Origin of the sequence: Mitsuaria sp. BK037 (assembly GCF_014193045.1) — a bacterium.
In the GTDB taxonomy this organism is placed as follows: Bacteria; Pseudomonadota; Gammaproteobacteria; order Burkholderiales; family Burkholderiaceae_C; genus Roseateles.
In genome coordinates, this window is sequence record NZ_JACHYS010000003.1 from 211,193 (window position 1) to 235,769 (window position 24,577).

The following is a 24,577-nucleotide window of genomic DNA, read 5'->3' on the forward strand; positions in this document are numbered from 1 at the left end:
AGTCGCCCAAGATGCCCACGACGCCCAAGAATCCCAAGACGCCCGACGATGGACGCACTCGATAAACAGCGCTGGATCGCGCTGAGTCCGCTGCTCGACGAACTGCTCGACCTGGAGGAGCCCGCCCGGGGCCGCCGCCTCGCGGAGATCCGCGCCGGCGACGTCGCGATGGCCGAGCACCTGGAGGCGCTGCTGGCGCGCGATGCCGCGCTCGACGACGACCGTTTCCTCGAGCAGCCGGCCGCCGAGGTGCTGCAGGGGCCGGTGCCGTCGGCGGTGCCGCCGCTGGACTTCCGCGGCGAGACCCTCGGGCCCTATGAGCTCGAGCGCGAGCTCGGCCAGGGCGGCATGGGCGCGGTGTGGCTGGCGAGCCGGGCCGACGGCCGCTTCGAGGGCCAGGTGGCGGTCAAGTTCCTGAAGTCGGGGCTGTTCGGCAAGGGCGACAGCGGCCGCTTCGAGCGCGAGGGGCAGATCCTGGCGCGGCTGTCGCATCCGAACATCGCGCGGCTGCTGGACGCGGGCGTGCATCACGGGCACCAGCCCTACCTGGTGCTGGAGTATGTGGACGGCCTGCCGATCGACCGCCACTGCCAGGTCAACGGGCTGGACGTGGAGTCACGGATCAAGCTGTTCCTGGACGTGCTGGCGGCGGTGGCGCATGCGCACCAGCGGCTGATCCTGCATCGCGACCTCAAGCCCAGCAACATCCTGGTCACGCACGACGGCCAGGTGAAGCTGCTGGACTTCGGCATCGCCAAGCTGCTGGACGACGCGACGCACTCGGGCGTGGCCACCGAGCTGACGCAGCGGGCCGGCAGCGCGTTCACGCCGCAGTACGCGGCGCCGGAGCAGGTGCAGCAGGCCGACGTCACGACGGCCACCGACGTGTACGCGCTGGGCGTGCTGCTGTACCAGATGCTGGGCGGCCGCCATCCGACGGCGGACGACACGCAGACCCACCTGGACCGGCTGCGGGCGGTGGTGGAGCTGGTGCCCAAGCGGCTGTCGGACGTGGCGAGCGACCAGCTCGACCCGGTGATCGCGCGGCAGGCCAAGCTGCTGCGGGGCGACCTGGACACGATCGTCGGCAAGGCGCTGAAGAAGAAGCCGTCGGAGCGGTATGCCAACGCGGAGTCGATGGCGGTGGACCTGCGGCACTGGCTGGCGCACGAGCCGATCACGGCGCGGCCGGACACGCGGCTGTACGTGCTGGGCCGCTTCGTGCGACGGCATCGGTGGAGCGTCGCGGCGAGCAGCGTGGCGGTGCTGGCGCTGGTGTCGCTGACGGGGCTGAGCGTGCTGCAGGCGCGGCGGGCCGAACGGGCGGAGCACCAGGCGCAGGAGCGGCGGCAACAGGCGGAGGACCTGCTGAGCTACATGCTGGGGGAGTTCGCCGACAAGCTGCGGCCGGTGGGGCGGCTGGAGCTGCTGGACAGCGTGGGGAGCAAGGCGCTGACGTATCTGGCGCAGGATCAGAACGCCACGCCGATGGAGCGGCTGCAACGCGCCAAGGCCTTGACGGTGATCGGTGAGGTCCGTGTCTCCAAGCGGAATCTCAAGGAGGCGCTGGAGCCGTTGCAGGCGGCACGCAAGCTGCTCGAGGGCGCCCCGCCCTCGCCCGACCTGACGGGCGAGTGGCGCAAGGCGCAGGGCGCGGCGGCGTTCTGGGTCGGCCATGTCCATTACTACGCGCGCGAGCTCGACCGGGCGACCGAGGCCTGGCTCGCCTACCGGGACGCGGAACAGGCCTGGCTGGACGCGCAGCCTCGCAACCGCGAGGCGCTGATCGAGCTCTCCTACGCCTACAACAGCCTGGGCACCGCCAAGCTGGAGTTGGCGGACCTGCGCTCGGCGACGGCCTTCTTCCGCAAGTCCATCGAGCTCAAGAAACAGGGGCTGCAAGAACCCGCGGACGCCGGCAATGCCGCTGCGCGGATGGACCTGGCGGACAGCTTGAGCTGGCTCGGGACGACGCTGCTCTGGCAGGGGCTGGACCAGGCCGCCGCCCACACCTTCGCGGAAGGCGCGTCGCTGATCGCCGAAGTCCGACGCGACGCGCCGCAGGACGGGTGGGCGTACCGCGAGGCCATCATGCATCGCTGGAAGGCGGAGGCCCTGGTCAACACCGGTCAGCGCGACGCCGCCATCCGGGATGCCTCCGCCGCCAGGAGCATCCTCGAGACGCTGGCCGCCAAAGATCCGTCCAATGTCCAATGGCAGATCAACCGGATCCGGATGCAGCTGCTGGACACCGAGGTGCAGGGCAGCCTGCTGCCGCCGCAGGAACGCAAGGAACGCCTCCAGACCGTGCGGCGCGCCCTGGACCTGCTCACGAAGGATGCCGAGCGCATCGACGGTCGGGTGCTCGACGCCTGGATGGTCTGGTCCACCCAGCAGGCACGGTCGCTCAGCCAGGACGGCGACATTGCCGCCGCACAAGCGGTGCTCGCGAACGCGGTGCAGCTGGTGCAGCCGACCCTCGACAAGCGGCCCCGCGAGGTGCGGATCCTGAGCGGGCTGCTACTCGTCCGGCAGCTGCAGATCGAATTGCTGAAGGGCCGCACCAGCCCGCAGCAGGCACGCGAGCGACAGGCGGTATGCCAGGATGTTGTTGACAGGATCGAGAAGATGGCCGGCCTGATTCGGGTTCATCAGCAGATCACTCGCGCATGGGTTGATGCCCAATCCTGCTTGGGACAGGGAGGACGCGGAGACGTCAGGCAATCTGCCGAGTGGCTCGCGCGGGATCGATCAGGCATCGCTCCGACCTGACCATTACCAAAACTGCTCAAGGAGTGATTCGATGACCAACACGTTCTATGTCGCTGCCCAGGTCAGCGCCGATGGCAACTTCGCGGACTGCACGTACTACGCCGACCAGGCGGGCACCGAGCCCATCGAAGGTTCCACGCTCCACATTCCCCGCGACGCGGGCTCCTGCAACTTCGCGCAGGCCGACAACACCAGCCTGCTGCTGATCGGCGCCACCTTCAAGACGATCGGCTCCACACCCGGCATGAACGGCAGCAATTTCGCGCCGGCCGATGACGAGAACGTCGTCACCTTCCCGATGCCGACGAACGGCTCGATCATCACCAAGGGCGTCATCCTGCTCTTCTCCACGCCGGGCCAGGTCGAGAACCTCTACCCGAGCAGCGATCCCCAGGTCCTGAACGACGGCCCGCTGACCTGCTGATCCCGTCGTCCGCGTCGATACGCAAAGGGCCGCATCGCGGCCCTTTGCTCATTCACGGGGCACGACCAGCGCGGCCGCGGCCTCCTCCCCCATCACCCGTCCCAACCGGGACGGGTTCACCCGATCCATCACCCGCGCATCGAGCGTGAATTCCTTCTGCTGCGTATAGGCCACCGCGCCGATCCGCGGCTGGCTGCCGGCCGCCTGCGGACCCAGCAGCCCCAGCACCGGATACACCCGCAGCCGCGCGATCAGCAGCCCTTGCGCGACGTCGGCGAACAGCGCCGTTTCCAGCACCCGCGTGCAGCCGCACCGCTGCACCTCGGCGAGCAGCCCTTGCAGGTTGCGCGGCAGGTCGGTCGCCGAAACCGGCAACACCAGGTTGATCACCCGCAGCCCCGCGGCCGCCAGCGGCTCGCGCACGGCGAGGTTGAAGGCGCCGTTGGCCTCGTCCCAGCGGCGATTGGCCGCCGACTGCTCGGGATCGAAGTTGCGCCCCTGTCCGAACAGCAGCACACACGGCGCGCCCGGCGCGGCGCTCGACGCGGATCCCGCGCCGGCCACGGCGGGCGCCTGCGCCATCGCGGGCGCGCCCGTCAGCAGGACGGTCAGGGCGGCGATCTGAAACGCCTGTCGGAAGTGCGGTCTCGGCATGGGGCGGATTGTGCGTCGCCGCGCTCGCCGCACAATGGCCGCTTCGTCTGGCAGGAGAGAACGATGCGCGAGTGGACGAGCCTGGGCCCGCTGGGCACGGCAGCGGTGGCGGTGGTCGCGACGGTGGCGCTGGGCGGCTGCACGACGCTGCTCAAGGACCAGCGCCTGCAGCCCGGCGTCACGACCGGCGCCCAGGTGCAGCAGCTCTACGGCCCGCCGAGCTACGTCTGGCCCGAGGCCGACGGCGGCCACACGCTGGAGTACGCCACCCAGCCCTTCGGCCGCACCTGCTACATGGTGCGGCTCGATGCGCAGGACCGCTTCGTGAGCGCGGTCGACGGCCTCTCGCCGGCGAGCCGCAACCGCATCGTGCCGGGCATGACGCCCGAGCAGGTGAACCGCATCCTCGGCCGCGAGCGCACCCGCGTGTTCTTCAAGCTCAGCGGCGAGGACGTCTGGGACTGGAACATCGAGCCCGAGATGAACGGCTACCTGCTGCGCTTCAACGTGCACTTCAAGAACGGCGTGGTGTTCCGCACCTCGCAGAGCGTGGTCTATCCGGACCGGCGGTTCTTCTGGGACGACTGAGCCGGCGGCAGGTGTGGCACTGCGCCAACGAACGCGCAGCTTCGAGTCGGTTCTTGGATAGACGGAGTCATTGAGCGGCCGCCGGGCCGGCGAGAGCATTGGCCCTTCGCGCGCTGCAGGCGGCATGTCGAAAGGGAATCGCGCCAATGACTTCAATTGAAATCCATCTCCCCGACGGACTGGCCCAGGCTGCCGCCCGCGCGGGCCTTCTGCATCCTGATCGGCTGATCCAGCTCATTGCCAGGCAGCTCCGCTCCCAAGCCCTGCTTGAACGGCTCGAACGTATTCGGGCGCCCGAATCGGAAGCAATGTCCGCCGAGGACATCCAGGTCGAGATCGATGCGGTCCGGGCACAAAGGCGTCGTCCGGCTCGTGCTTGACACCAACGTCGTCGTTTCGGGTCTTGTCTGGCGCGGTATTACTGCCGGCCCCCTCCCAAAGGGGGAACTCCACCCCGTCGCCTGTGACGGATTCAATACAGCGCCCACACCGCCACAGGACTGACAAGCGCGGCGCCGCACCCGCTCACTACACTCCCCGCCCTGGAGGGAGAGAAGGATGTCGAACCAATCCGTCGGCCTGGCGCCTCGCGCGCTGGCCATGGTCATCGACGGCGCGCTGATGCTCGCCGCGAGCACGCTGCTGATGTGGGCCGTCTATGGCGACCCGGTGTCCAAGTGGACCGACCTGCGTCCCGGCACGCTCGCCATCAACTGGCTGTTGCCGCTGATCGTCTGCGTGGTGTTCTGGAGCTGGCAGGGCGCCACGCCCGGCAAGCTGGTCGCCGGCATCAAGGTCGTCGACGCCCGCAGCGGCAAGCACCCGTCACCGCTGCAAGCCGCCCTGCGCTGGGCCGGTTATCTCGTGTCCGCGGTCCCGCTGTTCGCCGGCTTCCTCTGGGCCCGCGTCGACGCCGAGGGCCGCACCTGGCACGACCGCCTCTCCCGCACCGCCGTCGAGCGCAGCCGCGAGGCGCCCGCCGACGGCGAAGGCCTGCTCATCGGCTACATCGCCAGCCACTGGCGCGGCGAGCAGAGCCTGGCCCAGAGCTTCTGGATCAACCACGTCCTGCTGACCTGGCCCGTCGCCGCCGGCGTGCAGGGCCTGGTCGCCTGGCTCGCGACCAAGAGCGAGGGCCTGCAGGGCGTCGCGATCGCGCTGCTGATCGCCTGGCCGCTGCTGATCGTCATCGAGGTCTGGAGCGCCGTCGGCACCTGGCGCTCGGTGCGTGGCTACGTCGACGCGGGCGGCTCCTACCTGATCTCCGGCCTGGCGCGACTGTCGCTGCTGGGCTCGTTCCTGCAGATCGCCTTCTCGCTCGCGCTGGGCGTGTTCTCCGAGTTCCCGGAGCTGTGGAAGCTCGCCCGCGGCATCGATCCGATCGGCAATGTGCGCCTGTCCGTCAGCGCCGACGGCCGCACCATGCAGTTCAATGGTCCGATCGGCGCCGGCGACGCGCATCGCCTGGGCACGCTGCTGGCGGCCTCGCCGGCGGTGCGCCTGCTCGAGGTCGCCTCGCCCGGCGGCCGCGTCACCGAGGCCGAACGCATGGTCGAGCTGATCCGCCAACGCGGCGTCGGCACCCGTGCGATCGGCAACTGCGAAAGCGCCTGCACGCTGGTCTTCCTCGCCGGCAACAAGCGCCAGCTCATGCCCGGCGCGCAGCTGGGCTTCCATCGCGCCAGCAGCGGCACCTTCAATCCGGCCTTCGACGAGATCGCCAATCAGGAACTCGCCCGCACCTACCGCCGCATGGAGCTGCCGGAGGACTTCATCGAGAAGACGCTCAGCACGCCGTCCAGACGCATGTGGTACCCCGCCGCCGAGGACCTGGTGCGCCATTCCCTGATCCTGCCGCCGCCGCGCACGCTGGACGTGGCGCTGCCGGAAGGCGACAAGCCCGGCCAGTACGCGCCGCTGGTCGACTACGTCAACGCGCTGCGGGCGAGCGACGCGTGGTTCCGGCTCGACCAGCGCTTCCCGGGCCTGATCGACGACGCCGCCGGCCGCATGCGCAATGCTCACATGGCGTTGGCGGGATCGGAACACGCCGTCGCCGGCGCGCAGATCGCGGCCCAGGCGGCGCTCGCACCGAACGTGCGGGAGATGCTGCTGAACGGCTCGCGCGACCTGCGCCGGCGTTATCTGCAAGTGCTGCGCGCGCAGCTGACCGCGGCGCAGGCGCTAGGTGCGGACACCTGTCAGTCCTGGCTCTCGGGCTCGCCGGTGCCGCGCCGCCTGCTGCCGGAGGAAGCCATGGCCCTTGAGGCGCGTTGGCTGACCGAGTCCGCCGCCGAGACCGCGCCGCTGCGCGCGCGTGCGCCGCAGGCGACGGCGCTGGAACTCGAGGTCGTGGCCCGGACCGTCGGCACCGCTGCCGCGGGCGCCTTCTCCAAGCTGTGGACCGACGGCGATGCCGGTCCCGCGCCCATCAGCTGCGAGCGCGCCAGCCTGGTGCTCAACCAGCTGCAGCGCAGCACGGCGGTCGCGCCGCGCGAACTGGCGGAACGCGTGGTCTTTCAGAACGTGCGCTGACCCAACCGGGCGAGGCGGTCGGGGCGAGCCTCGCCATCACCGAACTCTCACCAACAAGAAGGCCCTCCTGCGGAGGGCCTTTCCATTTCGGGCAGGCGGCGCGACCGGCGCCTCGGAGGAGGCGGATTCAGTCTTCGTCGCCGATCCCGGCGGCCGCCTTCGCCCGCATGCGCGCATGGACGTAGGCGCCTTGCGGGATGTGCAGCAGGTCGGCGATGCGCCACATCGTGTGGCGCTCGATGTCGCCGAGTCGGCCGTCGGCATAGGCCACGCCCCACATCAGCTCGAGCAGGCGCAGCTTCTGCGGCATCTCCCAGCGCTCGTCGATCGGCGAGGTGAAGGCGAACAGGTCGGAGGCCGTGCGCGCGGTGCGCTCGGCTTGCGCGGTCAGCGCATCGGCCTCGTCGTCGGAGATGGCGAACAGGGCGGTGAGGCCGCGGTGGACCGCGGCGCGCTCGACGCCGGAGAAATCGGCGTCCGCGCGCATGACTTCGACCAGCAGCACCGCCGCCGCGAGCGGCAGCGACGGCGTGCCGCCCCGCGAGCGGCCGAACGCGTCATCCGGCGCCAGCGTGTCGAAGAGGTCGATCAGCGACTTGAACATGCGCCGATGGTGGCATGCCGGTGGTTTCCGGCCTTATGCGCGCCTTAAGCGCCCCTCCTTACGTCGTCTCCAGCAGTTCAATCTGGAAGTTCTTCTTCCATTCGCTGCACATCTTTCGGAACGAGCGACTGTTGGCGGCGGCCAGGTCCAAGTCGAACTTCGCGGAAAACGCGGGCTGGTCGGTCGTCTCGCCATAGCTGCGGGAGGCCATTCGTTCCTTGATCCAGCCTTTGGCATTCCGGGGCGATTCCGCGTCGATCTCATCGTTCGACGTCCACGCAAAACCTCGCACGCCGTGCAGCGACTCCGCTGCGGCGATGAACCAGGCTTCGAACTCCCGATTGGGAATGACCACGGCGAAAGCGCGGTGGGGAATGACGGTCTCGGCCCTTGCCCTGATGTCTGCAGCCAGGTTGATCGGACAGGCGTCGTCGGCATCAAGCACGATCAGCACCCAGCCCTCCTCGCCGCACTTTGCCGCCGCCAGCAGGAGATGACGGCGGAACTCCTCCTCGCGATTCAGGAAGCGGTCTTTGTGGACCCGAATTGGCGTCAGCACGTTCACGAAATCCGCAGGGCCGAACCGCTCGTGCAGACGCCGCAGGACGATGGGCATCGCAGCGACCTCACCGTCTCCTTCGACGATCGCGCACACCGACCTCATGAGCGGGATTCTCCAAACAGTTCACCCTGGGAGAGGCTTTGGCGCTTGATCTCCGATGGATCGGGCATCAATTGATTCAGCCGCAGCAGCTCACCAGCGGAGAACAGGCGCTCTCGCAGCGCGGTGCGCGCGCCTTCGTCGATTGGCGCGATATGGGTCTCCCCGCCATCGGACGCGACGGCCAGCAGCGCCTCCGCGCCGATGCCTTCATCGTGCAGAAGATCCGGGCTGTGGCTGGTGACGATGATCTGCGTGTTTTCGGACGCACGCTGCAATGCCTCGCGGAGCGCCGCGCTCGCCGCCGGATGAAGCGCCGTCTCCGGCTCCTCGATGCCAACGAGTGTCGGCGCGTAATCCCGATTGCCCTGATAGAGCGCAGTCAGAACGCCCAATGCTCTCAAGGTGCCGTCCGACATGTTCTGCGCCATGAAGCGCCAAGGATGCTCGGAGCCCTTTGTCTCCTGGCTGAACTCCAAGGTCTCCATGTGACCGATCTGCTTGCGATGAATGCCGTGCACCATCGGCACCACGGTCCGGAGATATTCCTGGATGCGCTCCAATCCTTCGGGAGACACGCGCTCCAGATGGCCGATGACGCTGGCAATGTTCTCGCCCACCGGCTTGAGCAGCTTTCCCTCCTGGGGCTTCTGCAACTCGCGCATGACCTTGGGGTTCAAGTTGTAGAACCCCATGGAGGTGAGTGCGTCATAGGCCGGGCGGAAAGCAGCAACGCCTGACAGCGCCACCAGCGCGAGCCGATCCGGCGTCAAGGCAGGAAAGGTCGATTCGCTCGACGCCTTCACGATGCCCCTCTCGATGCGATAGGAGGGACCACTTCCCCGCTTTCCGATCAAGCACTCTTCGGCATGAACCAGATAGCTGCCGCCTGCCTGGGAGCTGACGCTGAATGCGTAATGCCCTTCTTGCCCCGAAGGCAGGATGAATTCGAGCCTCACGCCAAAGGTCATCGGATGGCCCGTCGACCGACGACGGACTTCGGCGAGCCCGCCCCGCTCGTTCAACGCGTTGTCCAGCGATCCACCCAGCGCGTCCCGAACGAGGTGCAGCGCATCGAGAAAATTGCTCTTGCCGGACCCGTTCGCCCCAACCAGATAGGTGAGCGGACGCAGCCGGACATCGCAGAAGCCGATGCTCTTGTAGTTGCGCAGCACGACGCGGGTCAGGAAGGGCACTTGCGTCATCTTGGAGCCTTGGTGATTCGCAGCAGCGGCGGAAACGAAAGGCAGATGCTACCCGCTCGGTCGCGCGCCCAAAAAGAATGCCGCCGAGGCAAGCCCCGGCGGCATTGGCATCACGCAGACCGCCGCTTCGCGGCGGCGGCAGGCTCAGCGCACCTTGCCTTCCTTCCAAGCCCCGAGCAGCTTCTCATAGGCGATCGTCTCGCCCTTGGGCTTCTCGTTGGCCAGCTTGGCCCACGGCGCGCCCTTGTCGGAGAGCCACTTCTTCGGGTCTTCCTTCTTGTTGAGCTTGGGCGCGCACTTGGCCATGCCGGCGCGCTCCAGCCGCGCCATCACCGCGTCCATCTCGTCCGCCAGCGTGTCCATCGCGGCCTGCGGCGTCTTCTCGCCGGTCACCGCCTGCGCCACGTTCTTCCACCACAGCTGCGCCAGCTTCGGATAGTCCGGCACGTTCGTGCCCGTCGGCGTCCACGCCACCCGCGCCGGCGAGCGGTAGAACTCGATCAGGCCGCCGTACTTGTTGGCGTTCTTGGTGAAGTAGTCGCTGCGGATGTCGCTGTCGCGGATGAAGGTCAGGCCCTGGATGCTCTTCTTCAGGCTCACCGTCTTGGCCGTCACGAACTGCGCATACAGCCAGGCCGCCGCGGTCCGGTTGGCGTCATGGCCGCTGAAGAAGGTCCAGCTGCCCACGTCCTGGTAACCGTTCTGCATGCCGGCCTTCCAGTACGGGCCGTTCGGGCCGGGCGCCATGCGCCACTTCGGCGTGCCGTCGGCATTCACCACCGGCAGGCCCGGCTTGGTCATGTCCGCGGTGAAGGCCGTGTACCAGAAGATCTGCTGCGCGATCTGGCCCTGGGCCGGCACCGGGCCGGCCTCGCCGAAGGTCATGCCCGTCGCCTCCTTGGGCGCGTACTTCTTCATCCAGTCGACGTACTTCGTCAGCGCGTACACCGCCGCCGGCGAGTTGGTCGCGCCGCCGCGCGCCACCGACGCGCCCACCGGCGTGCACTTGTCGTCGGCCACGCGGATGCCCCATTCGTCCACCGGCATGCCGTTGGGAATGCCCTTGTCGGCCGAGCCCGCCATCGACAGCCACGCATCGGTGAAGCGCCAACCCAGCGACGGGTCCTTCTTGCCGTAGTCCATGTGGCCGTAAATCGGCTTGCCGTCGATGGTCTTCACGTCGTTGGTGAAGAACTCGGCGATGTCCTCGTAGGCGCTCCAGTTCAGCGGCACGCCCAGCTCGTAGCCGTACTTGGCCTTGAACTTGTCCTGAAGGTCCTTGCGCGCGAACAGGTCGGCGCGGAACCAGTACAGGTTGGCGAACTGCTGGTCGGGCAGCTGGTACAGCTTGCCGTCCGGTGCGGTCGTGAAGCTGGTGCCGATGAAGTCCTTCAGGTCCAGCCCGGGATTCGTCCACTCCTTACCCGCACCGCCCATGTAGTCGGTGAGGTTCATGATCTTGCCGTAGCGGAAATGCGTGCCGATCAGGTCGGAGTCGGAGATCCAGCCGTCATAGATGCTCTTGCCCGACTGCATCGAGGTCTGCAGCTTCTCGACGACGTCGCCTTCCTGGATCAGGTCGTGCTTGACCGTGATGCCGGTGATCTCGCTGAAGGCCTTGGCCAGCACCTTGGACTCGTACTCGTGCGTGGTGATGGTCTCGGACACCACCGAGATCTCCTTCACGCCCTTGGCCTGCAGCTTCTTGGCCGCCTCGATGAACCACTTCATCTCGGCGGTCTGCTTGTCCTTGGACAGCGTCGACGGCTGGAACTCGCTGTCGATCCACTTCTTCGCCTCGGCCTCGCCGGCCCAAGCGGCGTTCGCTCCCAACGCCAGCAATGCGGCCACGGCCAGCGCGGAATACTTGCTCTTGTTCACGCTTGTCTCCTGTGTCTGTCGAATCTCCCCCTCTTGAGGACGAATCGCGGCTCCGGGGGAAGAGGAAGCCGAATTCCTTGAAGCTTCAATGAAGTGTCAACCCTTGCGCAGGATCAGGCCCAGCACCAGCATCGACAGGACGAAGCTGATCCACACGCTGGGCTCGGCCTCGAGCTTGAACCACTCGGCCATCTTCGCGCCCAGGCCGACGAATGCCAGGTTGATGTACGCCGCCGTCAGCAGGCCGATGAACAGCCGGTCTCCGCGCGTCGTGCGCATCGGCAGCCAGCCCTTGCGCAGCGTCGTCGGCGACTTGATCTCCCACACCGTCATCCCGATCAGCATCAGCACCACGCAGCTGAAGAAGATCGCGACCGGCGTCGTCCACACCATCCAATCAAACATCGCGGACCTCCCTTACACCCGGCCCATCGCGAAACCCTTCGCGATGTAGTGGCGCACGAACCAGATCACGATGGCGCCCGGCACGATGGTCAGCGTGCCCGCGGCCGCGAGCGTCGACCAATCCATGCCGGACGCGCTCACCGTGCGCGTCATCGTCGCGACGATGGGCTTGGCGTCGACGCTGGTCAGCGTGCGCGCCAGCAGCAGCTCCACCCACGAGAACATGAAGCAGAAGAACGCCGCCACGCCCACGCCCGCCTTGATCAGCGGCAGGAACACCGTCAGGAAGAAGCGCGGGAAGCTGTAGCCGTCGATGTAGGCGGTCTCGTCGATCTCGCGCGGGATGCCGCTCATGAAGCCTTCCAGGATCCACACCGCCAGCGGCACGTTGAACAGCAGGTGCGCCAGCGCCACCGCCAGGTGCGTGTCCATCAGGCCCAGCGTCGTGTAGAGCTGGAAGAACGGCAGCAGGAACACCGCCGGCGGCGTCATCCGGTTGGTCAGCAGCCAGAAGAAGACATGCTTGTCGCCGAGGAAGGAGTAGCGGCTGAACGCGTAGGCCGCCGGCAGCGCCACGCTGATCGAGATCACCGTGTTGATCGCCACGTAGATCAGGCTGTTGATGTAGCCGCTGTACCAGGACGGATCGGTGAAGATCGTCCGGTAGCTGGCCAGCGAGAAGTGCTGCGGCCACAGGCTGAAGCTGGAGAGGATCTCCTCGTTCGTCTTGAAGCTCATGTTGACCATCCAGTAGATGGGCAGCAGCGCGAAGAGCAGGTAGGCGATCAGGAAGATCGTGCGCTTGCGGAATCGGCGTTCATCCATGGGCCACCTCGCTCTTGTCTTGGGTGCCGAGCGCCTGCATCCAGTTGTAGAGGATGAAGCACAGCAGCAGGATGATCAGGAAGTAGATCAGCGAGAACGCCGCCGCCGGGCCGAGGTCGAACTGGCCGACCGCCTTCTGCGTCAGGTACTGGCTGAGGAAGGTCGTGGCGTTGCCGGGACCGCCGCCGGTGAGGACGAAGGGCTCGGTGTAGATCATGAAGCTGTCCATGAAGCGCAGCAGCACCGCGATCATCAGCACGCCCCGCATCTTGGGCAGCTGGATGTAGCGGAACACCGCGAACTTGCTGGCGCCGTCGATGCGCGCGGCCTGGTAGTAGGCGTCGGGGATGGAGCGCAGCCCGGCGAAGCACAGCAGCGCCACCAGCGGCGTCCAGTGCCAGACGTCCATGATCAGCACCGTGACCCAGGCGTCGGTGGCATCGCCGGTGTAGTTGTAGTCGACGCCCAGCGCCTGCAGCGACGCGCCCAGCAGCCCGATGTCGGCGCGGCCGTAGATCTGCCAGATCGTGCCGACGACGTTCCACGGGATCAGCAGCGACAGCGCGACGATCACCAGCACCGCCGAGGCCTTCCAGCCCTGCGCCGGCATCGACAGCGCCAGGCAGATGCCCAGCGGGATCTCGACCAGCAGCACCGCCAGCGAGAAGCCCAGCTGGCGCAGCAGCGCGCCGTGGAGTTCCTCGTCGCGCATGACCGCCGCGAACCACTCGGTGCCGACGAAGACGCGCCGCTCGGGCGAGATGATGTCCTGCACCGAGTAGTTCACCACCGTCATCAAGGGCAGGATGGCCGAGAAGGCCACGCACAGCAGCACGGGCAGGACCAGGAACCAGGCTTTCTGGTTGATGGGTTTCATGCGAGATCCTCCTGGCGCGCGCCGGCCGTCGCCGCGCTGGCGGCGATCAGCCGCTCGTCCGCGCCATAGAAGCAGGTGTGGGGATTGAGCACGCGCAGCGCGACCGTCGCGCCCGCGGGCGGTGGCGAGGCCTGCGCCGGCAGCCGCGCCTTCAGCGCGTGCGCGCCGGTGCGGGCCGTCAGCAGCCAGTAGGTGCCGATGTCCTGCACCTGCGCCACTACGCCGGTGATGCTGCCGGGCAGCGGCGGAACGCCGTCGCCGACCTCGTCGACCGCCACGTATTCCGGCCGGATGCCCAGCGAGAACGGCGTGCCGCGCGGCAACGCCGCGTCCAGCGCGACGCCACCGGTCGCCACCGGCTGGTCGGCGACGCGCAGCGCGCCGTGCTCGTCCAGCATCGCGGGCAGGAAGTTCATGCCCGGCGAGCCGATGAAGTGGCCGACGAAACGGTGGCTCGGCCGCTCGAAGAGCTCGCCCGCCGTGCCGACCTGCACCGCGCGCCCGCGCGTCATGACGACGACGCGATCGGCGAAGGTCAGCGCCTCGACCTGGTCGTGGGTGACGTAGACCAGCGTGAGCTTGAGCTCATGGTGGATCTGCTTGAGCTTACGGCGCAGCTGCCACTTCAGATGCGGATCGATGACGGTCAGCGGCTCGTCGAAAAGCACCGCCGACACGTCTTCGCGCACCAGCCCGCGGCCCAGCGAGATCTTCTGCTTGGCGTCCGCCGACAGGCCCGACGCGCGCTGGTCCAGCTGGCCGTTGAGCTCCAGCATCTCGGCGATGCGGCCCACGCGCGCCTTGATGCGATCCGCCGGCACGCCGCGGTTGCGCAGCGGGAAGGCCAGGTTCTCGGCCACGGTCATCGTGTCGTAGATGACCGGGAACTGGAACACCTGCGCGATGTTGCGCTGCTGCGGCGTCAGCGTGGTCACGTCGCGGTCGTCGAATTTCACCGTGCCGTGCGAGGGCCGCAGCAGCCCGGAGACGATGTTCAGCATCGTCGTCTTGCCGCAGCCCGACGGGCCCAGCAGCGCATACGCGCCGCCGTCCTCGAAGCTCATCTGCAGCGGCAGCAGCGCGTAGTCGCTGTCCTCCTTCGGATCGGGCCGATAGGCATGGGCCAGGTCCAGGTCGATGCGGGCCATCAGCGGCCTCCCCGGCGCTCGGGCGCCCGTGTCAGCAGGCCGGCCGCGTCGAAGACGTGGACATGCGCCGCGTTGAGGTACAGCGTCAGCGGTGCGCCGAGCTCGAAGTCGTGCACGCCGGTCAGCTGGGCGACGAGCTCGCCGATCTCGGTGCGCGCATGGACGAAGGTGTCGGAGCCGGAGATCTCGGCGAGTTCGACCTCGCCCTTGATCGCGAGGTCGCCGGGCTGCGCGCTCACACGCAGCGCATTGGCGCGCACGCCGACGGTGACGCCGCCCTGCCCCGGCAGCGCGAGCTCGACGCCCGGCCGCAGCTGCAGCCGGTCGCCCAGGCCCTGCGCGATCACCAGGTTCATCGGCGGATCGCTGAAGGCGCGCGCGACGCGCAGCGATGCGGGACGGTGGAAGACCTCGGCGGTCGGGCCGTACTGCAGCAGCTCGCCGGCGTCCATCACCGCGGTGTAGCCGCCGAGCTGGAGCGCCTCGGCCGGCTCGGTGGTCGCGTAGACCACGGTCGACTCGCCGGCGGCGAAGAGCTGGCCGAGCTCCTCGCGCAGCTCCTCGCGCAGCTTGTAGTCCAGGTTCACCAGCGGCTCGTCCAGCAGCATCAGCGGCGCCTGCTTGGCCAGCGCCCGTGCCAGCGCGACGCGCTGCTGCTGGCCGCCGGAGAGCTGCGCGGGCAGCTTGTCCAGATGCATCTCGATGTGCAGCTTGGTGGCGAGCTCGTCCACGCGGCGGCGGATCGCGTCGCGATCGAGCGGGCCGCGCGAGGGGCTGTCCCCAGGGACGGCCGCGCCCCCCCGGGGGGCCGACCGCGTACCCGGGGCCGAGGAGCGCAATCTCAGCGGCGACGCGATGTTGTCGCGCACCGTCATCGACGGGTAGTTGATGAACTGCTGGTAGACCATGGCCACGTCGCGCTGGCGCACCGGCCAGCCGGTGACGTCGGTGCCGTCGACCAGCACCCGCCCCTGGCTGGGCCGGTCCAGGCCCGCCATCAGCCGCATCAGCGTGGTCTTGCCCGCCTGCGTCGCGCCCAGCAGCACGGTGACCGCGTTCGGCACCAGCCGCAGGTCCATCGGATACAGGTGCTGCTGCGCGCCGACCTTGTGGCTCACGCCCTGCAGGCTCAGCTCCATGAGCTCGGCTCCATCGTTGTCTCTCTGTGCATGTCGTTGTCGTTTCGTCGCGCCTCGCGGCGTTTCCCGGCGCTGGCGGGCGCCGGTCGGCGCGCCGTTGCGCTTTATGGCGCGGGTGGCTCCCGTTGTCGCTCCCCGCGAACCCGCAGTCCCGACGGGCCACGGGGCGTGGGGTCAGGTCATGCGGCGGCGGCCGGCGGCTTGGCCCAGAGGTGCTCGCGCTCGGCGAACCACTGGACCACCGCCATCCGCTGCGCCTCGGTGTAATGCAGTCCCAGCTTGGAACGCCGCCACAGCACGTCGTCCGCCGCGCGCGCCCATTCCTCGCGGACCAGGTATTCGAGTTCCGCCTGGTGCAGGCCCGGGGCAATCTCCGGGCCGAGGTCCTCCAGTCGCTCCGCGCCGCCGAGCACCCGGCCGACGCGGGCGCCGTAGGCCCGCGCCAGGCGCCGCGCCAGCGACGGCGGCAGCCACGGGTGGCGCTGGCCGATCGCGGCCAGCAGGCGCTGGAAATCGGTGTCGGGTCGCTGCGGCGCGCCGATCCAGTCGCGCAGGTCGCCGCCGGGCAGGTGCGCATGTTCGGTCCAGGCGCGGCGCCGGTCGCCCAGCAGCGCGCCGATCAGGTCGGCGGCATCCTCGGCCAGCTTGCGGAAGGTGGTGATCTTGCCGCCCCACACGCTCAGCAGCGGCGCGCCGCCGTCGGCGTGGGTCTCCAGCAGGTAGTCGCGCGTGACCGCCGACGGGTCGCCGGACGCGTCGTCCAGCAGCGGCCGCACGCCGGCGTAGGTCCAGACCACGTCCGCGGCGCTGACCGGCTCGCGGAAGTAGCGGCTGGCCTGCTCGCAGAGGTAGGCGATCTCGCGCTCCTCGATGCGCGCCTTGCCGAAACCCGCCAGCGCGTCGGGCGCGAGCTCCACATCGGTCGTGCCGATCAGGGTGAAGTCGTCCTCGTAGGGGATGGCGAAGATGATGCGCTTGTCGGGGTTCTGGAAGATGTAGGCGTGGTCGTGGGTGAAGCGCTTGCGCACGATGATGTGGCTGCCCTTGACTAGGCGCAGGCTCTTGGTGGCGAGTGCCTCGCCGCGCGCCGGCGTGGCGACCTCGCGCAGGAAGCCCTCCGCCCACGGCCCGGCCGCGTTGACCAGCGCGCGGGCGCGCACGGTGCGTTCGCCGTCGGCGCAGCGCAGGGTCACGATCCAGTGGTCGGCGTGCCGCCGCGCCGCGGTGACCGTCGTGCGGGTATGCAGCACCGCGCCATGCTCGCGCGCGTCCAGCGCGTTCAGCAGCACCAGGCGGGCGTCGTCGACCCAGCCGTCGGAATAGACGAAGCCCTTCGTGTACGTGGCCTTGAGCGGCTCGCCGTAGGGCGAGCGGCGCAGGTCGACGCCGGTGGAACCGGGCAGCACCTCGCGGCGCGCCAGGTGGTCGTACAGGAACAGGCCGATGCGGATCATCCAGGCCGGCCGCATCGCGGCGTCGTGCGGCATCACGAAGCGCAGCGGCCACATGATGTGCGGCGCGCTGCGCAGCAGCACCTCGCGCTCCTGCAGCGCCTTGCGCACCAGCGAGAACTCGTAGTACTCGAGGTAGCGCAGGCCGCCATGGATCAGCTTGGTCGACGACGAGGAGGTGTGGGCCGCGAAGTCCGAGGCCTCCGCCAGCACCACCTTCCAGCCGCGGCCGGCCAGGTCCCGCGCGATGCCCGCGCCATTGATGCCGCCGCCGACGACGAACACGTCGCAGACGTTCGACGCGCTCGGCGCGGCGGGGGCTCCGGGTTCGGTCGTCGTGGGGCTGGCGGTCATCGGGGCGGGATTCAAGCGGGTCTCCTGGGGAACGAATCGACGCGACGGCGGTTCGAAGGCCCTTGCGAAGTTCGCAATTCTGTTCTTCTTTTTTCTTTTTAGCGCGAATATGCGCGTTTCAGGCAAGGGTTTACCCGATCATTTGTTCGTTTTGGTTCCTTTAGCCTGCGCGCCATGAATCCCAACCCGCGTCAGAACGACCTGCTGCAAGAGGTGCGCGCCAATGGATCGGTGAGCGTCGAGGCGCTGGCCGAGAAATTCGGCGTCACCCTGCAGACCGTGCGCCGCGACGTGCAGCGCCTGGCCGAGGCCGGCCTGGTGCAGCGCTTCCACGGCGGCGTGCGCGTGCCCTCGTCGACCACCGAGAACATCGCCTACCGCCAGCGCCAGGCGATGCAGGCCGACGGCAAGGCCCGCATCGCGCGCGCCATCGCGGCGCGCATCCCGGCCGGCTGTTCGCTGATCCTGAACCTGGGCACGACGACCGAGGCGGTGGCGCATGCGCTGCTGCGCCACAAGGGCCTGCGGGTCATCACGAACAACCTCAACGTGGCGATGATCCTGAGCGACAACCCGGACTGCGAGCTCGTCATGGTGGGCGGCTCGGTGCGGCACCGCGACCGCGGCATCGTCGGCGAGGCGGCGGTCGACTTCATCCGCCAGTTCAAGGTGGACATCGGGCTGATCGGCATCTCGGGCATCGAGTCCGACGGCAGCCTGCGCGACTTCGATTACCGCGAGGTGATGGTGGCGCGGACCATCGTCGAGCATTCGCGCGAGGTGTGGGTGGCGGCCGACGCGACGAAATTCAACCGCCCGGCGATGGCCGAGGTGGCGCGGCTGCCGCAGATCGACGCGCTCTTCACCGACGAGCCACCGCCCGAGCCCTTCCCGGCGCTGATGAGCGACGCCGGCGTGGAACTGGTGGTCGCGCCGTAGCATCGCGGCGGGCGTCCGCCGCCGCGCCGTTCAAGCGCCGTTCAAGCACACGACCAGCGAGACAAGTCATGACCTACCTGCTGGCCCTGGACCAGGGCACCTCCAGTTCGCGCGCGATCGTCTTCGATGCGCAAGGGCGCATCGTCGCGATGGCGCAGCGCGAGTTCCGCCAGATCTATCCGCAGCCCGGCTGGGTCGAGCACGACGCCGACGAGATCTGGGACACGCAGCTCGCCGTCGCGCGCGAGGTGCTGTCCAAGGCCTCGCTGAAAGCCGCCGACGTGAAGGCGCTGGGAATCACCAACCAGCGCGAGACCACGCTGGTGTGGAACCGCCGCACCGGCCGGCCCATCCACCATGCGATCGTCTGGCAGGACCGGCGCGCCGAGCCGCGCTGCGCCGAACTGCGCGAGCAGGGGCACGGCGCGCGGATCCAGGAGAAAACGGGGCTGGTCGTCGACGCCTACTTCTCCGGCACGAAGCTGCAGTGGATCCTCGACCACGTCAGCGGCGCGCGCGAGCAGGCCGAGCGCGGCGAACTGGCCTTCGGCACGATCGACAGCTGGCTGATCTGGAAGCTGACCAACGGCGAGGTGCATGTCACCGACGTGAGCAATGCCTCGCGCACGATGCTGTTCAACGTGCGCGAGAACCGCTGGGACGAGGAGCTGCTGGCGCTGCTGGGCATCCCCGCGTCCCTGCTGCCCGAGGTGAAGCCGTCGGCGCATGAATTCGGCAAGGCGGCGCCGGAGCATCTGGGCGGCGCCCTCACCATCGGCGGCATCGGGGGGGACCAGCAGAGCGCGCTGTTCGGCCAGGCCTGCTTCGAGGCCGGCATGGCCAAGAACACCTACGGCACCGGCTGCTTCATGCTGATGCACACGGGAACGCGCTTCCAGACCAGCGCGAACGGGCTGATCACCACCAGCGCCGCGCAGATCGACGCGACGCCGCGCTACGCGCTGGAGGGCAGCGTCTTCATCGGCGGCGCGGTGGTGCAGTGGCTGCGCGACGGGCTGAACGCGATCAAGGCGAGCGGCGAGGTGCAGGGGCTGGCGGAGAGCGTGCCGGACGCGGGTGGCGTGATGTTCGTGCCGGCCTTCACCGGGCTGGGCGCGCCCTACTGGGACGCGGAGGCGCGCGGCGCGATCGTGGGCCTGACGCGGGGATCGACGGTGGCGCACATCGCGCGCGCGGCGCTGGAGAGCATCGCGTTCCAGAGCGCGGCGCTGCTGCAGGCGATGAGCCGGGACGCGGTCGCGGCGGGCGGCGCGCCGGTGAGCGAGCTGCGGGTGGACGGCGGCGCCTGCGTGAACGACCTGCTGATGCAGTTCCAGGCGGACCTGCTGGGCATCCCGGTCGTGCGGCCCAAGGTGATCGAGACGACGGCGCTGGGCGCGGCCTACCTGGCCGGACTGACGGTCGGCGTCTACCGCAACCTCGACGACATCGGCCGCAACTGGCAGGCCGAGCGCGTGTTCCGACCGACCCTGTCGCGCGACCGCGCCCAGGCGCTGATGGCGCAGTGGGAGCGCGCGGTGCGGCAGGCGTCGGCGCGATAGACGGTCGCGGGTTCCCCTTTCGCGGGCCCCCGTCCGAGGGGCCGGCGCTCCCTCCTCAATGACTGATTTGAGGAAGTGCGGCTCGGGATCGGCATGCCTAGAGTGGCGGGCTTCTTTCGTTGAAACGACAAGGAGTCATCCATGGCCTCTCATTGCGTACGGAGCATCGGACCGGTCGCCACGATCGGCGAAGGCCTCCAGATCACCCTTCCGCAAGGCGTGCTGGACGCCCTTCGCATCGGCCCGGGCGACCAGGTGGAGTTCTTCCACGTCGCTCCGGACGAATTCCTTTTCTACGTGGCCACGCGTCCCTTGCCGATCGCAGGCATCGTTCCCACGCGCGTGCGTCGGCCCGTGACGATCGACGAGATGAATCACACCTTCGCCTCCATGGAGCGCCAGCGCCGTAAAAGCGCCAAGCGCAAGGAGAAGCGCAAGTGATGGTCGGCATCGATACCAACATCCTGGTCCGTTTCGTCACACGAGACGAACCCGTGCAGTACCGCGCGGCCAAATCGCTGCTCTCCAGCTTCACGCCGCAGGCACCCGGCTACATCACCGTCCCGACGCTGGTGGAGCTGGTGTGGGTGCTGAACAAGAGCTGCAAGGTGAAACGCGACGAGGTCGCCCGCGCCTTGATCGAACTGCTGCGGGAGGGCGGACTGGTCTTCGAGCAGGTCGAGGACGTCATCGACGCCGTCGCGCGCTTCCATGTGGGCCGAGCCGACTTCGCGGACTACCTGATCGAGCGACTGGGCCGGACTGCCGGCTGCGGATGCACCATGACCTTCGACCGCGATGCCGCCTCATGCGCGGGCATGAGGCTGCTGTCGGAGGACCGGGGTCACAACTCCATCGACGCGCCTGCCCCCAGAAGCGTGAGCACGCCCAGCACCGCGAAGATCGCCGCCGCGATGGCGTGAACCAGCCGCACCGGCAGCTTGTGCGCGAGCTTGCCGCCCACCAGCACCGCCGGCACGTTGGCGATCATCATCCCCAGCGTCGTGCCCGCCACCACCATCCACAGGTCGTTGAAGCGCGCCGCCAGCGCCACCGTCGCGATCTGCGTCTTGTCGCCCATCTCGGCCAGGAAGAACGCCGCGATCGTCGTGCCCAGCACGCCCAGCCGGAACTTGCCGCCGGTTTCCTCTTCCTCGATCTTGTCGGGGATCAGCGTCCACACCGCCATCGCGATGAAGCCCAGGCCCAGCACCCAGCGCAAGGTCTGCGCGGAGACCTGCGTCGTGATCCAGCTGCCGACGGCGCCCGCGCAGGCGTGATTGACCAGCGTCGCGATCAGGATGCCGAGCACGATCGGCCCGGGCTTGCGAAAACGCGCCGCCAGGATGAAGGCCAGCAGTTGGGTCTTGTCGCCGATCTCGGCGAGGGCCACGAGGCCGGTGGAGATGAGGAAGGCTTCCATGAAGGACTCAGCGGCCGGAACGAACCCATGACCATGCCGCCGCCGGCCGCAGGTCCGGGGGCATGGTCAAAGGTCTCGCCAGGCTGGGAACCCGCGGGTTCCTGGCTACCTCGCGCCATGAGCCGAAGCTCAAGTCTGTTGACGCGGGTCTGCTGAATCGGCCCGTCGGGCGACGGGCGGGGTGCAGCGGCTACTCCCCAATGACAGCGCGCATTGTAGTCAGCGCCAGCCCGGGCCATGCGCGCTGTGCCGGCGCCGGTGGGCCCGCATCGCCCAGAAGCAGCAATTGCGTGCGGTTGTCGCGCCAACTCGCGGCCAGCAGCAGCTGCAGCACCGGCGCGCTGATCGCTCTCACGCGCTGGGGCCATTGCAGGACCGCCTCCAGCTCCCCCGCCGCCATCGCCTGCGCCAGCAGCGCATCCGGCGCCTCCGCCAGCTGCGCCTGCCAGTCCCCCAGCGCGAGGGCCTGGGCCAGCGCGAGGTCCTCCGGCGTCACCGGCTCGTCCGCCAGCAGCGGCAGCTGCTCCCGCAAGCGTGCGAGTTGCTCCGGCACCGCCGCCACCGGCAGCGTCACGCCCATCCGCCAGCACAGCGCGCCGCCAAGCGATTCGATCTCGCTGTCCCAGGGCCAGGGGAGACGCGCGGCGATCCGTTGCTGCATCAGCGTGCGCGCGAGTTCGCGCAGGCCCGGCGGCGTGCCGCGCGGCACCGGCGTCTGGACGATCAGCCGGCATCCCTGCCCTTGCGGCAGCTGCAGGAACTGGGCGACGGCGGCGGCGGGCGTCGCGGTCGCCAGCGCGGGTGCCGGCGCCGGTCCGGCCGGCGCCTTGGGCACCCGCCAGTCGCCCATGAAGTCCTCGGCCAGACCGCGCGCGGCCTGCAGGCTCAGGTCGCCGGCGAACAGCAGCACCGCGCGTTCCGGTCGCCAGTACTGGCGATGGAAGCCCAGCACGTCCTCGCGGCGCAGGCGCTTCAGGCTGGCCGTCGTCTGCACCGGCTGCGCGCGGCCCCAGCACTGCCGCCGTGCCGCCCAGGGCGCGAGCAGCAGCGCATCGGCGCGACGCAGCACCAGCGCGTCGAGCGCCCGGCTGCGGATGTGCTCGAGCGCCTCGAAGGCCAGCAAGGGCCGCTGCGTCAGGTCGGCCATCAGGTTGACCGCGTCGTCGCATTGGTCCGGCAGCGCTTCCAGTGCCAGCTCGCAGGTGGACGGCGTCAGCGCCAGCCGCAGTGGCAGGCCGAGCAGGTCGCCCGCGTAGGCGATGTCGGCCGATTCCATCTCGTCGCCATCGCGCTTCGCGCCCTGCGCGAGCATCGACAGCGCCACCTCCGCCAGGCCTTCCTTGCCGGCCGGATCGCGCAGCCAACCGCCCTCACCGATCAGGCGGATCGCGGTGCGCGGCGCGCCCGGCACCGGCAGCACGATGACGCGCAGCCCGTTCGGCAGCCTGGCCTGCTCGATCGCCAGCGGCGGCAGCGCGGTCAGCGGCGGCGCCTCCGGCGGGCGGTCGAAGCCGTCCTGCGCCAGCGCCGGCCAGGCCGTCGAGCCGGACGCGATCGCGGCGCCCAGCATCAGTCCGCGACGATGCAGGTCGACCGTCATGCCGCGACTCCCGCGGCGGCACCGACATCCGCCAGCAGCGTCAGCACCGGCGCCTGCACGACCTGGCGGCGCCAGAACTGCTGCACGTCGGCACCGCCGAGCTTGATCCACACCGCCATGTCCTTGGCCGCCGCGCCGGCATCGCCGCGCACCGCCCAGGCGGTGCCGAGCGCCCGGGCGAGCCGGTCGGCGGTCCACTCGGCCGACAGCGTTTCGCGCCGCAGCAGGGCCTTGGCCTTGCCGAGTTCCTCGTCGGTGATCGCCTCGTCGGCCAGCCGCAGCACTTCCTGCTGCAGGGCCTGCGCCAGCGGCGCCGCGGTCTGGCCGTGCGCCGCCAGCGCCTGCGCGACCAGCAGCCCCGCGTCGCGGTGCGCATCCAGCCGCAGGCTGAGCTGATGCGCCAGCGCCTTCTCGTCGACCAGCGTGTCGGTGAGGCGGCCCGACCGCCCCAGCCCCAGCAGCGCCTGCGCGAGCTGCCAGGTCGGCAGCGACGGATCGTCGGCGCGCGGCACCTGCCACACCAGCGCGGCCGCCGGCAGCGGCGCCTGCGCCAGCGACAGCTTGAGCGTCTGGCTCTGGGGACGACGGGATTCGCGCAGCTCGCGCGGCTCGGCCACCGATGCCACGGGCGACGCGGGCGACGCAGCGGCGGGCGGCGTGACCGGCACGGCGGCGGGCCCGGAGGAGGACGAGGCCGGCAGCCCTGACGCCGGCGTTGCCGAGGCGGTCGGCGACACCGCCGGCGCGGCCGTCAAGGCCGTCACCGCGGACGGCGGCATCGGCGGACGGATCGAGCCGAAGTAGTGCATCACCCAGCGCGCGAGCGCGCCCTCGTCGAACGCGCCGGTCACCACCAGCAGCGCGCGGTCGCAGCCGAACCGGGCGGCATGGAAGGCGCGCACGGCGTCGATGTCCAGGTCCTTGAGCTGCTCCGGATCGCCGAGCGCGCCGCGCTGGTACGGATGCGTCAGGTAGCCGTGGCGCTGCACCGCGAGGTCCAGCCGCGCATAGGGATTGAGCAGCGGCTCCTGCACCGCCTGGCGCAGCTGCTGCCGCGCGCTGGCCAGCGTATCGGGATCCAGGCGCGGATTGCTCATCCGCTCGGCCTCGGCCCACAGCACGCGCTCGAGCTGCGGCGCGGGCACCACCGTCTGCAGCGCGGCGAAGTCCTCGTCGATCTCGATGCGGGTGCGCCCGCCGGCGCTGGCGATCAGGCGGTGGAACTGACCCGGCTCCAGGTAGCGGCTGGCGCCGGCGATCAGCCGCAGCACCAGGTGCGACAGCCCGCTGCGGCCGGTGGGGTCGTCGCGGCCGCCACAGCGATAGACGACGCGCACCGCGACCTGCGAGCCCGGGACCGGGCGCGCCAGCCAGAGCAGACCGTTGGGCAGCCGTTGCGGCTCGAGGGGCGGGGCACTCATGGCCGGCATCCTAGCTGCCAATCCGCTGTCAGCAGCCGGTCCGCATCATCGGCGCGACATCGTCCTGACGGGCGGCCCACCCGAATCGGGGGCGCCCGGGCGGCGATCC

23 protein-coding genes and 1 riboswitch are annotated in these 24,577 nt (G+C 69.4%); of the genes, 9 read left to right on the forward strand and 14 right to left on the reverse strand.

From position 1 onward, the window contains the following. The first annotated feature begins 48 nt into the window (after positions 1-48). A complete protein-coding gene (locus FHT37_RS17695) occupies positions 49-2,772 on the forward strand; it encodes a serine/threonine-protein kinase (protein WP_091728841.1) in 2,724 nt (907 codons plus the stop codon). 31 nt (positions 2,773-2,803) lie between these two features. Then, the gene (locus FHT37_RS17700) at positions 2,804-3,196 is read left to right on the forward strand and encodes a hypothetical protein (RefSeq protein ID WP_091728846.1); all 393 of its coding nucleotides are present in this window, start codon (positions 2,804-2,806) and stop codon (positions 3,194-3,196) included. A gap of 48 nt (positions 3,197-3,244) precedes the next feature. On the opposite strand, the gene FHT37_RS17705 is transcribed toward FHT37_RS17700, so the two are convergent. Beyond that, a complete protein-coding gene (locus tag FHT37_RS17705; RefSeq protein ID WP_183483320.1) occupies positions 3,245-3,850 on the reverse strand; it encodes a hypothetical protein in 606 nt (201 codons plus the stop codon). Between the two features lie 63 nt (positions 3,851-3,913). Here FHT37_RS17705 and FHT37_RS17710 point away from each other — a divergent pair, with 63 nt between their 5' ends. The 3 genes from FHT37_RS17710 to FHT37_RS17720 all read left to right on the forward strand — a co-directional run bounded on the left by FHT37_RS17710 (position 3,914) and on the right by FHT37_RS17720 (position 6,973). Then, positions 3,914-4,438 carry a hypothetical protein gene (locus tag FHT37_RS17710; protein ID WP_183483322.1) on the forward strand — a complete coding sequence of 175 codons (525 nt, stop codon included), beginning with the start codon at positions 3,914-3,916 and terminating at the stop codon, positions 4,436-4,438. A gap of 146 nt (positions 4,439-4,584) precedes the next feature. Then, entirely contained in the window at positions 4,585-4,818 is a 234-nt protein-coding gene (locus FHT37_RS17715) for a hypothetical protein (protein WP_183483324.1), read from the forward strand. 178 nt (positions 4,819-4,996) lie between these two features. Next, positions 4,997-6,973, forward strand: coding sequence for an RDD family protein (locus FHT37_RS17720; RefSeq protein WP_183483326.1), 1,977 nt, complete (start codon positions 4,997-4,999; stop codon positions 6,971-6,973). Between the two features lie 127 nt (positions 6,974-7,100). Here FHT37_RS17720 and FHT37_RS17725 read toward each other — a convergent pair whose 3' ends face one another. The 10 genes from FHT37_RS17725 to glpD all read right to left on the reverse strand — a co-directional run bounded on the left by FHT37_RS17725 (position 7,101) and on the right by glpD (position 17,523). Further along, positions 7,101-7,577, reverse strand: a complete 477-nt coding sequence (locus tag FHT37_RS17725; RefSeq protein ID WP_183483328.1) for a TerB family tellurite resistance protein — start codon at positions 7,575-7,577, stop codon at positions 7,101-7,103. 58 nt (positions 7,578-7,635) lie between these two features. Continuing rightward, the gene (locus FHT37_RS17730) at positions 7,636-8,241 is read right to left on the reverse strand and encodes a DUF4276 family protein (RefSeq protein ID WP_183483330.1); all 606 of its coding nucleotides are present in this window, start codon (positions 8,239-8,241) and stop codon (positions 7,636-7,638) included. After that, positions 8,238-9,443 (reverse strand): AAA family ATPase, encoded by a 1,206-nt coding sequence (locus tag FHT37_RS17735; protein WP_183483332.1) that lies wholly within the window; start codon positions 9,441-9,443, stop codon positions 8,238-8,240. The genes FHT37_RS17730 and FHT37_RS17735 overlap by 4 nt, the downstream gene beginning before the upstream one ends. 144 nt (positions 9,444-9,587) lie before the next feature. Beyond that, on the reverse strand, positions 9,588-11,324 hold the full coding sequence (locus FHT37_RS17740; protein WP_091728865.1) for an ABC transporter substrate-binding protein: 1,737 nt from the start codon (positions 11,322-11,324) through the stop codon (positions 9,588-9,590). 96 nt (positions 11,325-11,420) lie between these two features. Further along, a complete protein-coding gene (locus FHT37_RS17745) occupies positions 11,421-11,729 on the reverse strand; it encodes a DUF2160 domain-containing protein (protein ID WP_091728868.1) in 309 nt (102 codons plus the stop codon). Positions 11,730-11,741: 12 nt separating this feature from the next. After that, on the reverse strand, positions 11,742-12,554 hold the full coding sequence (locus tag FHT37_RS17750; protein WP_091728872.1) for a carbohydrate ABC transporter permease: 813 nt from the start codon (positions 12,552-12,554) through the stop codon (positions 11,742-11,744). Then, positions 12,547-13,431, reverse strand: coding sequence for a carbohydrate ABC transporter permease (locus tag FHT37_RS17755; RefSeq protein WP_091728875.1), 885 nt, complete (start codon positions 13,429-13,431; stop codon positions 12,547-12,549). Before FHT37_RS17755 ends, FHT37_RS17750 begins: the two co-directional genes overlap by 8 nt. Next, on the reverse strand, positions 13,428-14,579 hold the full coding sequence (locus FHT37_RS17760; protein WP_183483334.1) for an ABC transporter ATP-binding protein: 1,152 nt from the start codon (positions 14,577-14,579) through the stop codon (positions 13,428-13,430). The genes FHT37_RS17755 and FHT37_RS17760 overlap by 4 nt, the downstream gene beginning before the upstream one ends. Next, positions 14,579-15,718: an ABC transporter ATP-binding protein gene (locus tag FHT37_RS17765; protein WP_183483336.1), complete on the reverse strand. Its 1,140-nt coding sequence runs from the start codon at positions 15,716-15,718 to the stop codon at positions 14,579-14,581. The genes FHT37_RS17760 and FHT37_RS17765 overlap by 1 nt, the downstream gene beginning before the upstream one ends. Before the next feature lie 179 nt (positions 15,719-15,897). Beyond that, a complete protein-coding gene (gene glpD / locus FHT37_RS17770) occupies positions 15,898-17,523 on the reverse strand; it encodes a glycerol-3-phosphate dehydrogenase (protein WP_183484146.1) in 1,626 nt (541 codons plus the stop codon). 174 nt (positions 17,524-17,697) lie between these two features. On the opposite strand from glpD, the gene FHT37_RS17775 reads away from it, so the two are divergent. From FHT37_RS17775 to FHT37_RS17790, 4 genes are all read left to right on the forward strand, one after another. Beyond that, positions 17,698-18,462 carry a DeoR/GlpR family DNA-binding transcription regulator gene (locus FHT37_RS17775; protein WP_091728890.1) on the forward strand — a complete coding sequence of 255 codons (765 nt, stop codon included), beginning with the start codon at positions 17,698-17,700 and terminating at the stop codon, positions 18,460-18,462. A 68-nt stretch (positions 18,463-18,530) separates the two neighbouring features. Further along, positions 18,531-20,024, forward strand: a complete 1,494-nt coding sequence (gene glpK / locus FHT37_RS17780; protein WP_091728893.1) for a glycerol kinase GlpK — start codon at positions 18,531-18,533, stop codon at positions 20,022-20,024. A gap of 141 nt (positions 20,025-20,165) precedes the next feature. Next, positions 20,166-20,465 (forward strand): AbrB/MazE/SpoVT family DNA-binding domain-containing protein, encoded by a 300-nt coding sequence (locus FHT37_RS17785; protein ID WP_091728898.1) that lies wholly within the window; start codon positions 20,166-20,168, stop codon positions 20,463-20,465. Next, on the forward strand, positions 20,465-20,947 hold the full coding sequence (locus tag FHT37_RS17790) for a PIN domain-containing protein (protein WP_183483338.1): 483 nt from the start codon (positions 20,465-20,467) through the stop codon (positions 20,945-20,947). Before FHT37_RS17785 ends, FHT37_RS17790 begins: the two co-directional genes overlap by 1 nt. Here the strand turns inward: FHT37_RS17790 and FHT37_RS17795 are convergent. The 3 genes from FHT37_RS17795 to FHT37_RS17805 form a co-directional block, all read right to left on the reverse strand. Continuing rightward, positions 20,869-21,447, reverse strand: a complete 579-nt coding sequence (locus FHT37_RS17795) for a TMEM165/GDT1 family protein (RefSeq protein ID WP_183483340.1) — start codon at positions 21,445-21,447, stop codon at positions 20,869-20,871. The genes FHT37_RS17790 and FHT37_RS17795 overlap by 79 nt on opposite strands. A gap of 77 nt (positions 21,448-21,524) precedes the next feature. Beyond that, positions 21,525-21,658, reverse strand: a riboswitch (yybP-ykoY riboswitch). Continuing rightward, entirely contained in the window at positions 21,638-23,047 is a 1,410-nt protein-coding gene (locus FHT37_RS17800) for a pitrilysin family protein (protein WP_183483342.1), read from the reverse strand. Its footprint overlaps the riboswitch before it by 21 nt. Continuing rightward, positions 23,044-24,468, reverse strand: a complete 1,425-nt coding sequence (locus tag FHT37_RS17805; protein ID WP_183483344.1) for a pitrilysin family protein — start codon at positions 24,466-24,468, stop codon at positions 23,044-23,046. The genes FHT37_RS17800 and FHT37_RS17805 overlap by 4 nt, the downstream gene beginning before the upstream one ends. Between the last annotated feature and the right edge of the window lie 109 nt (positions 24,469-24,577).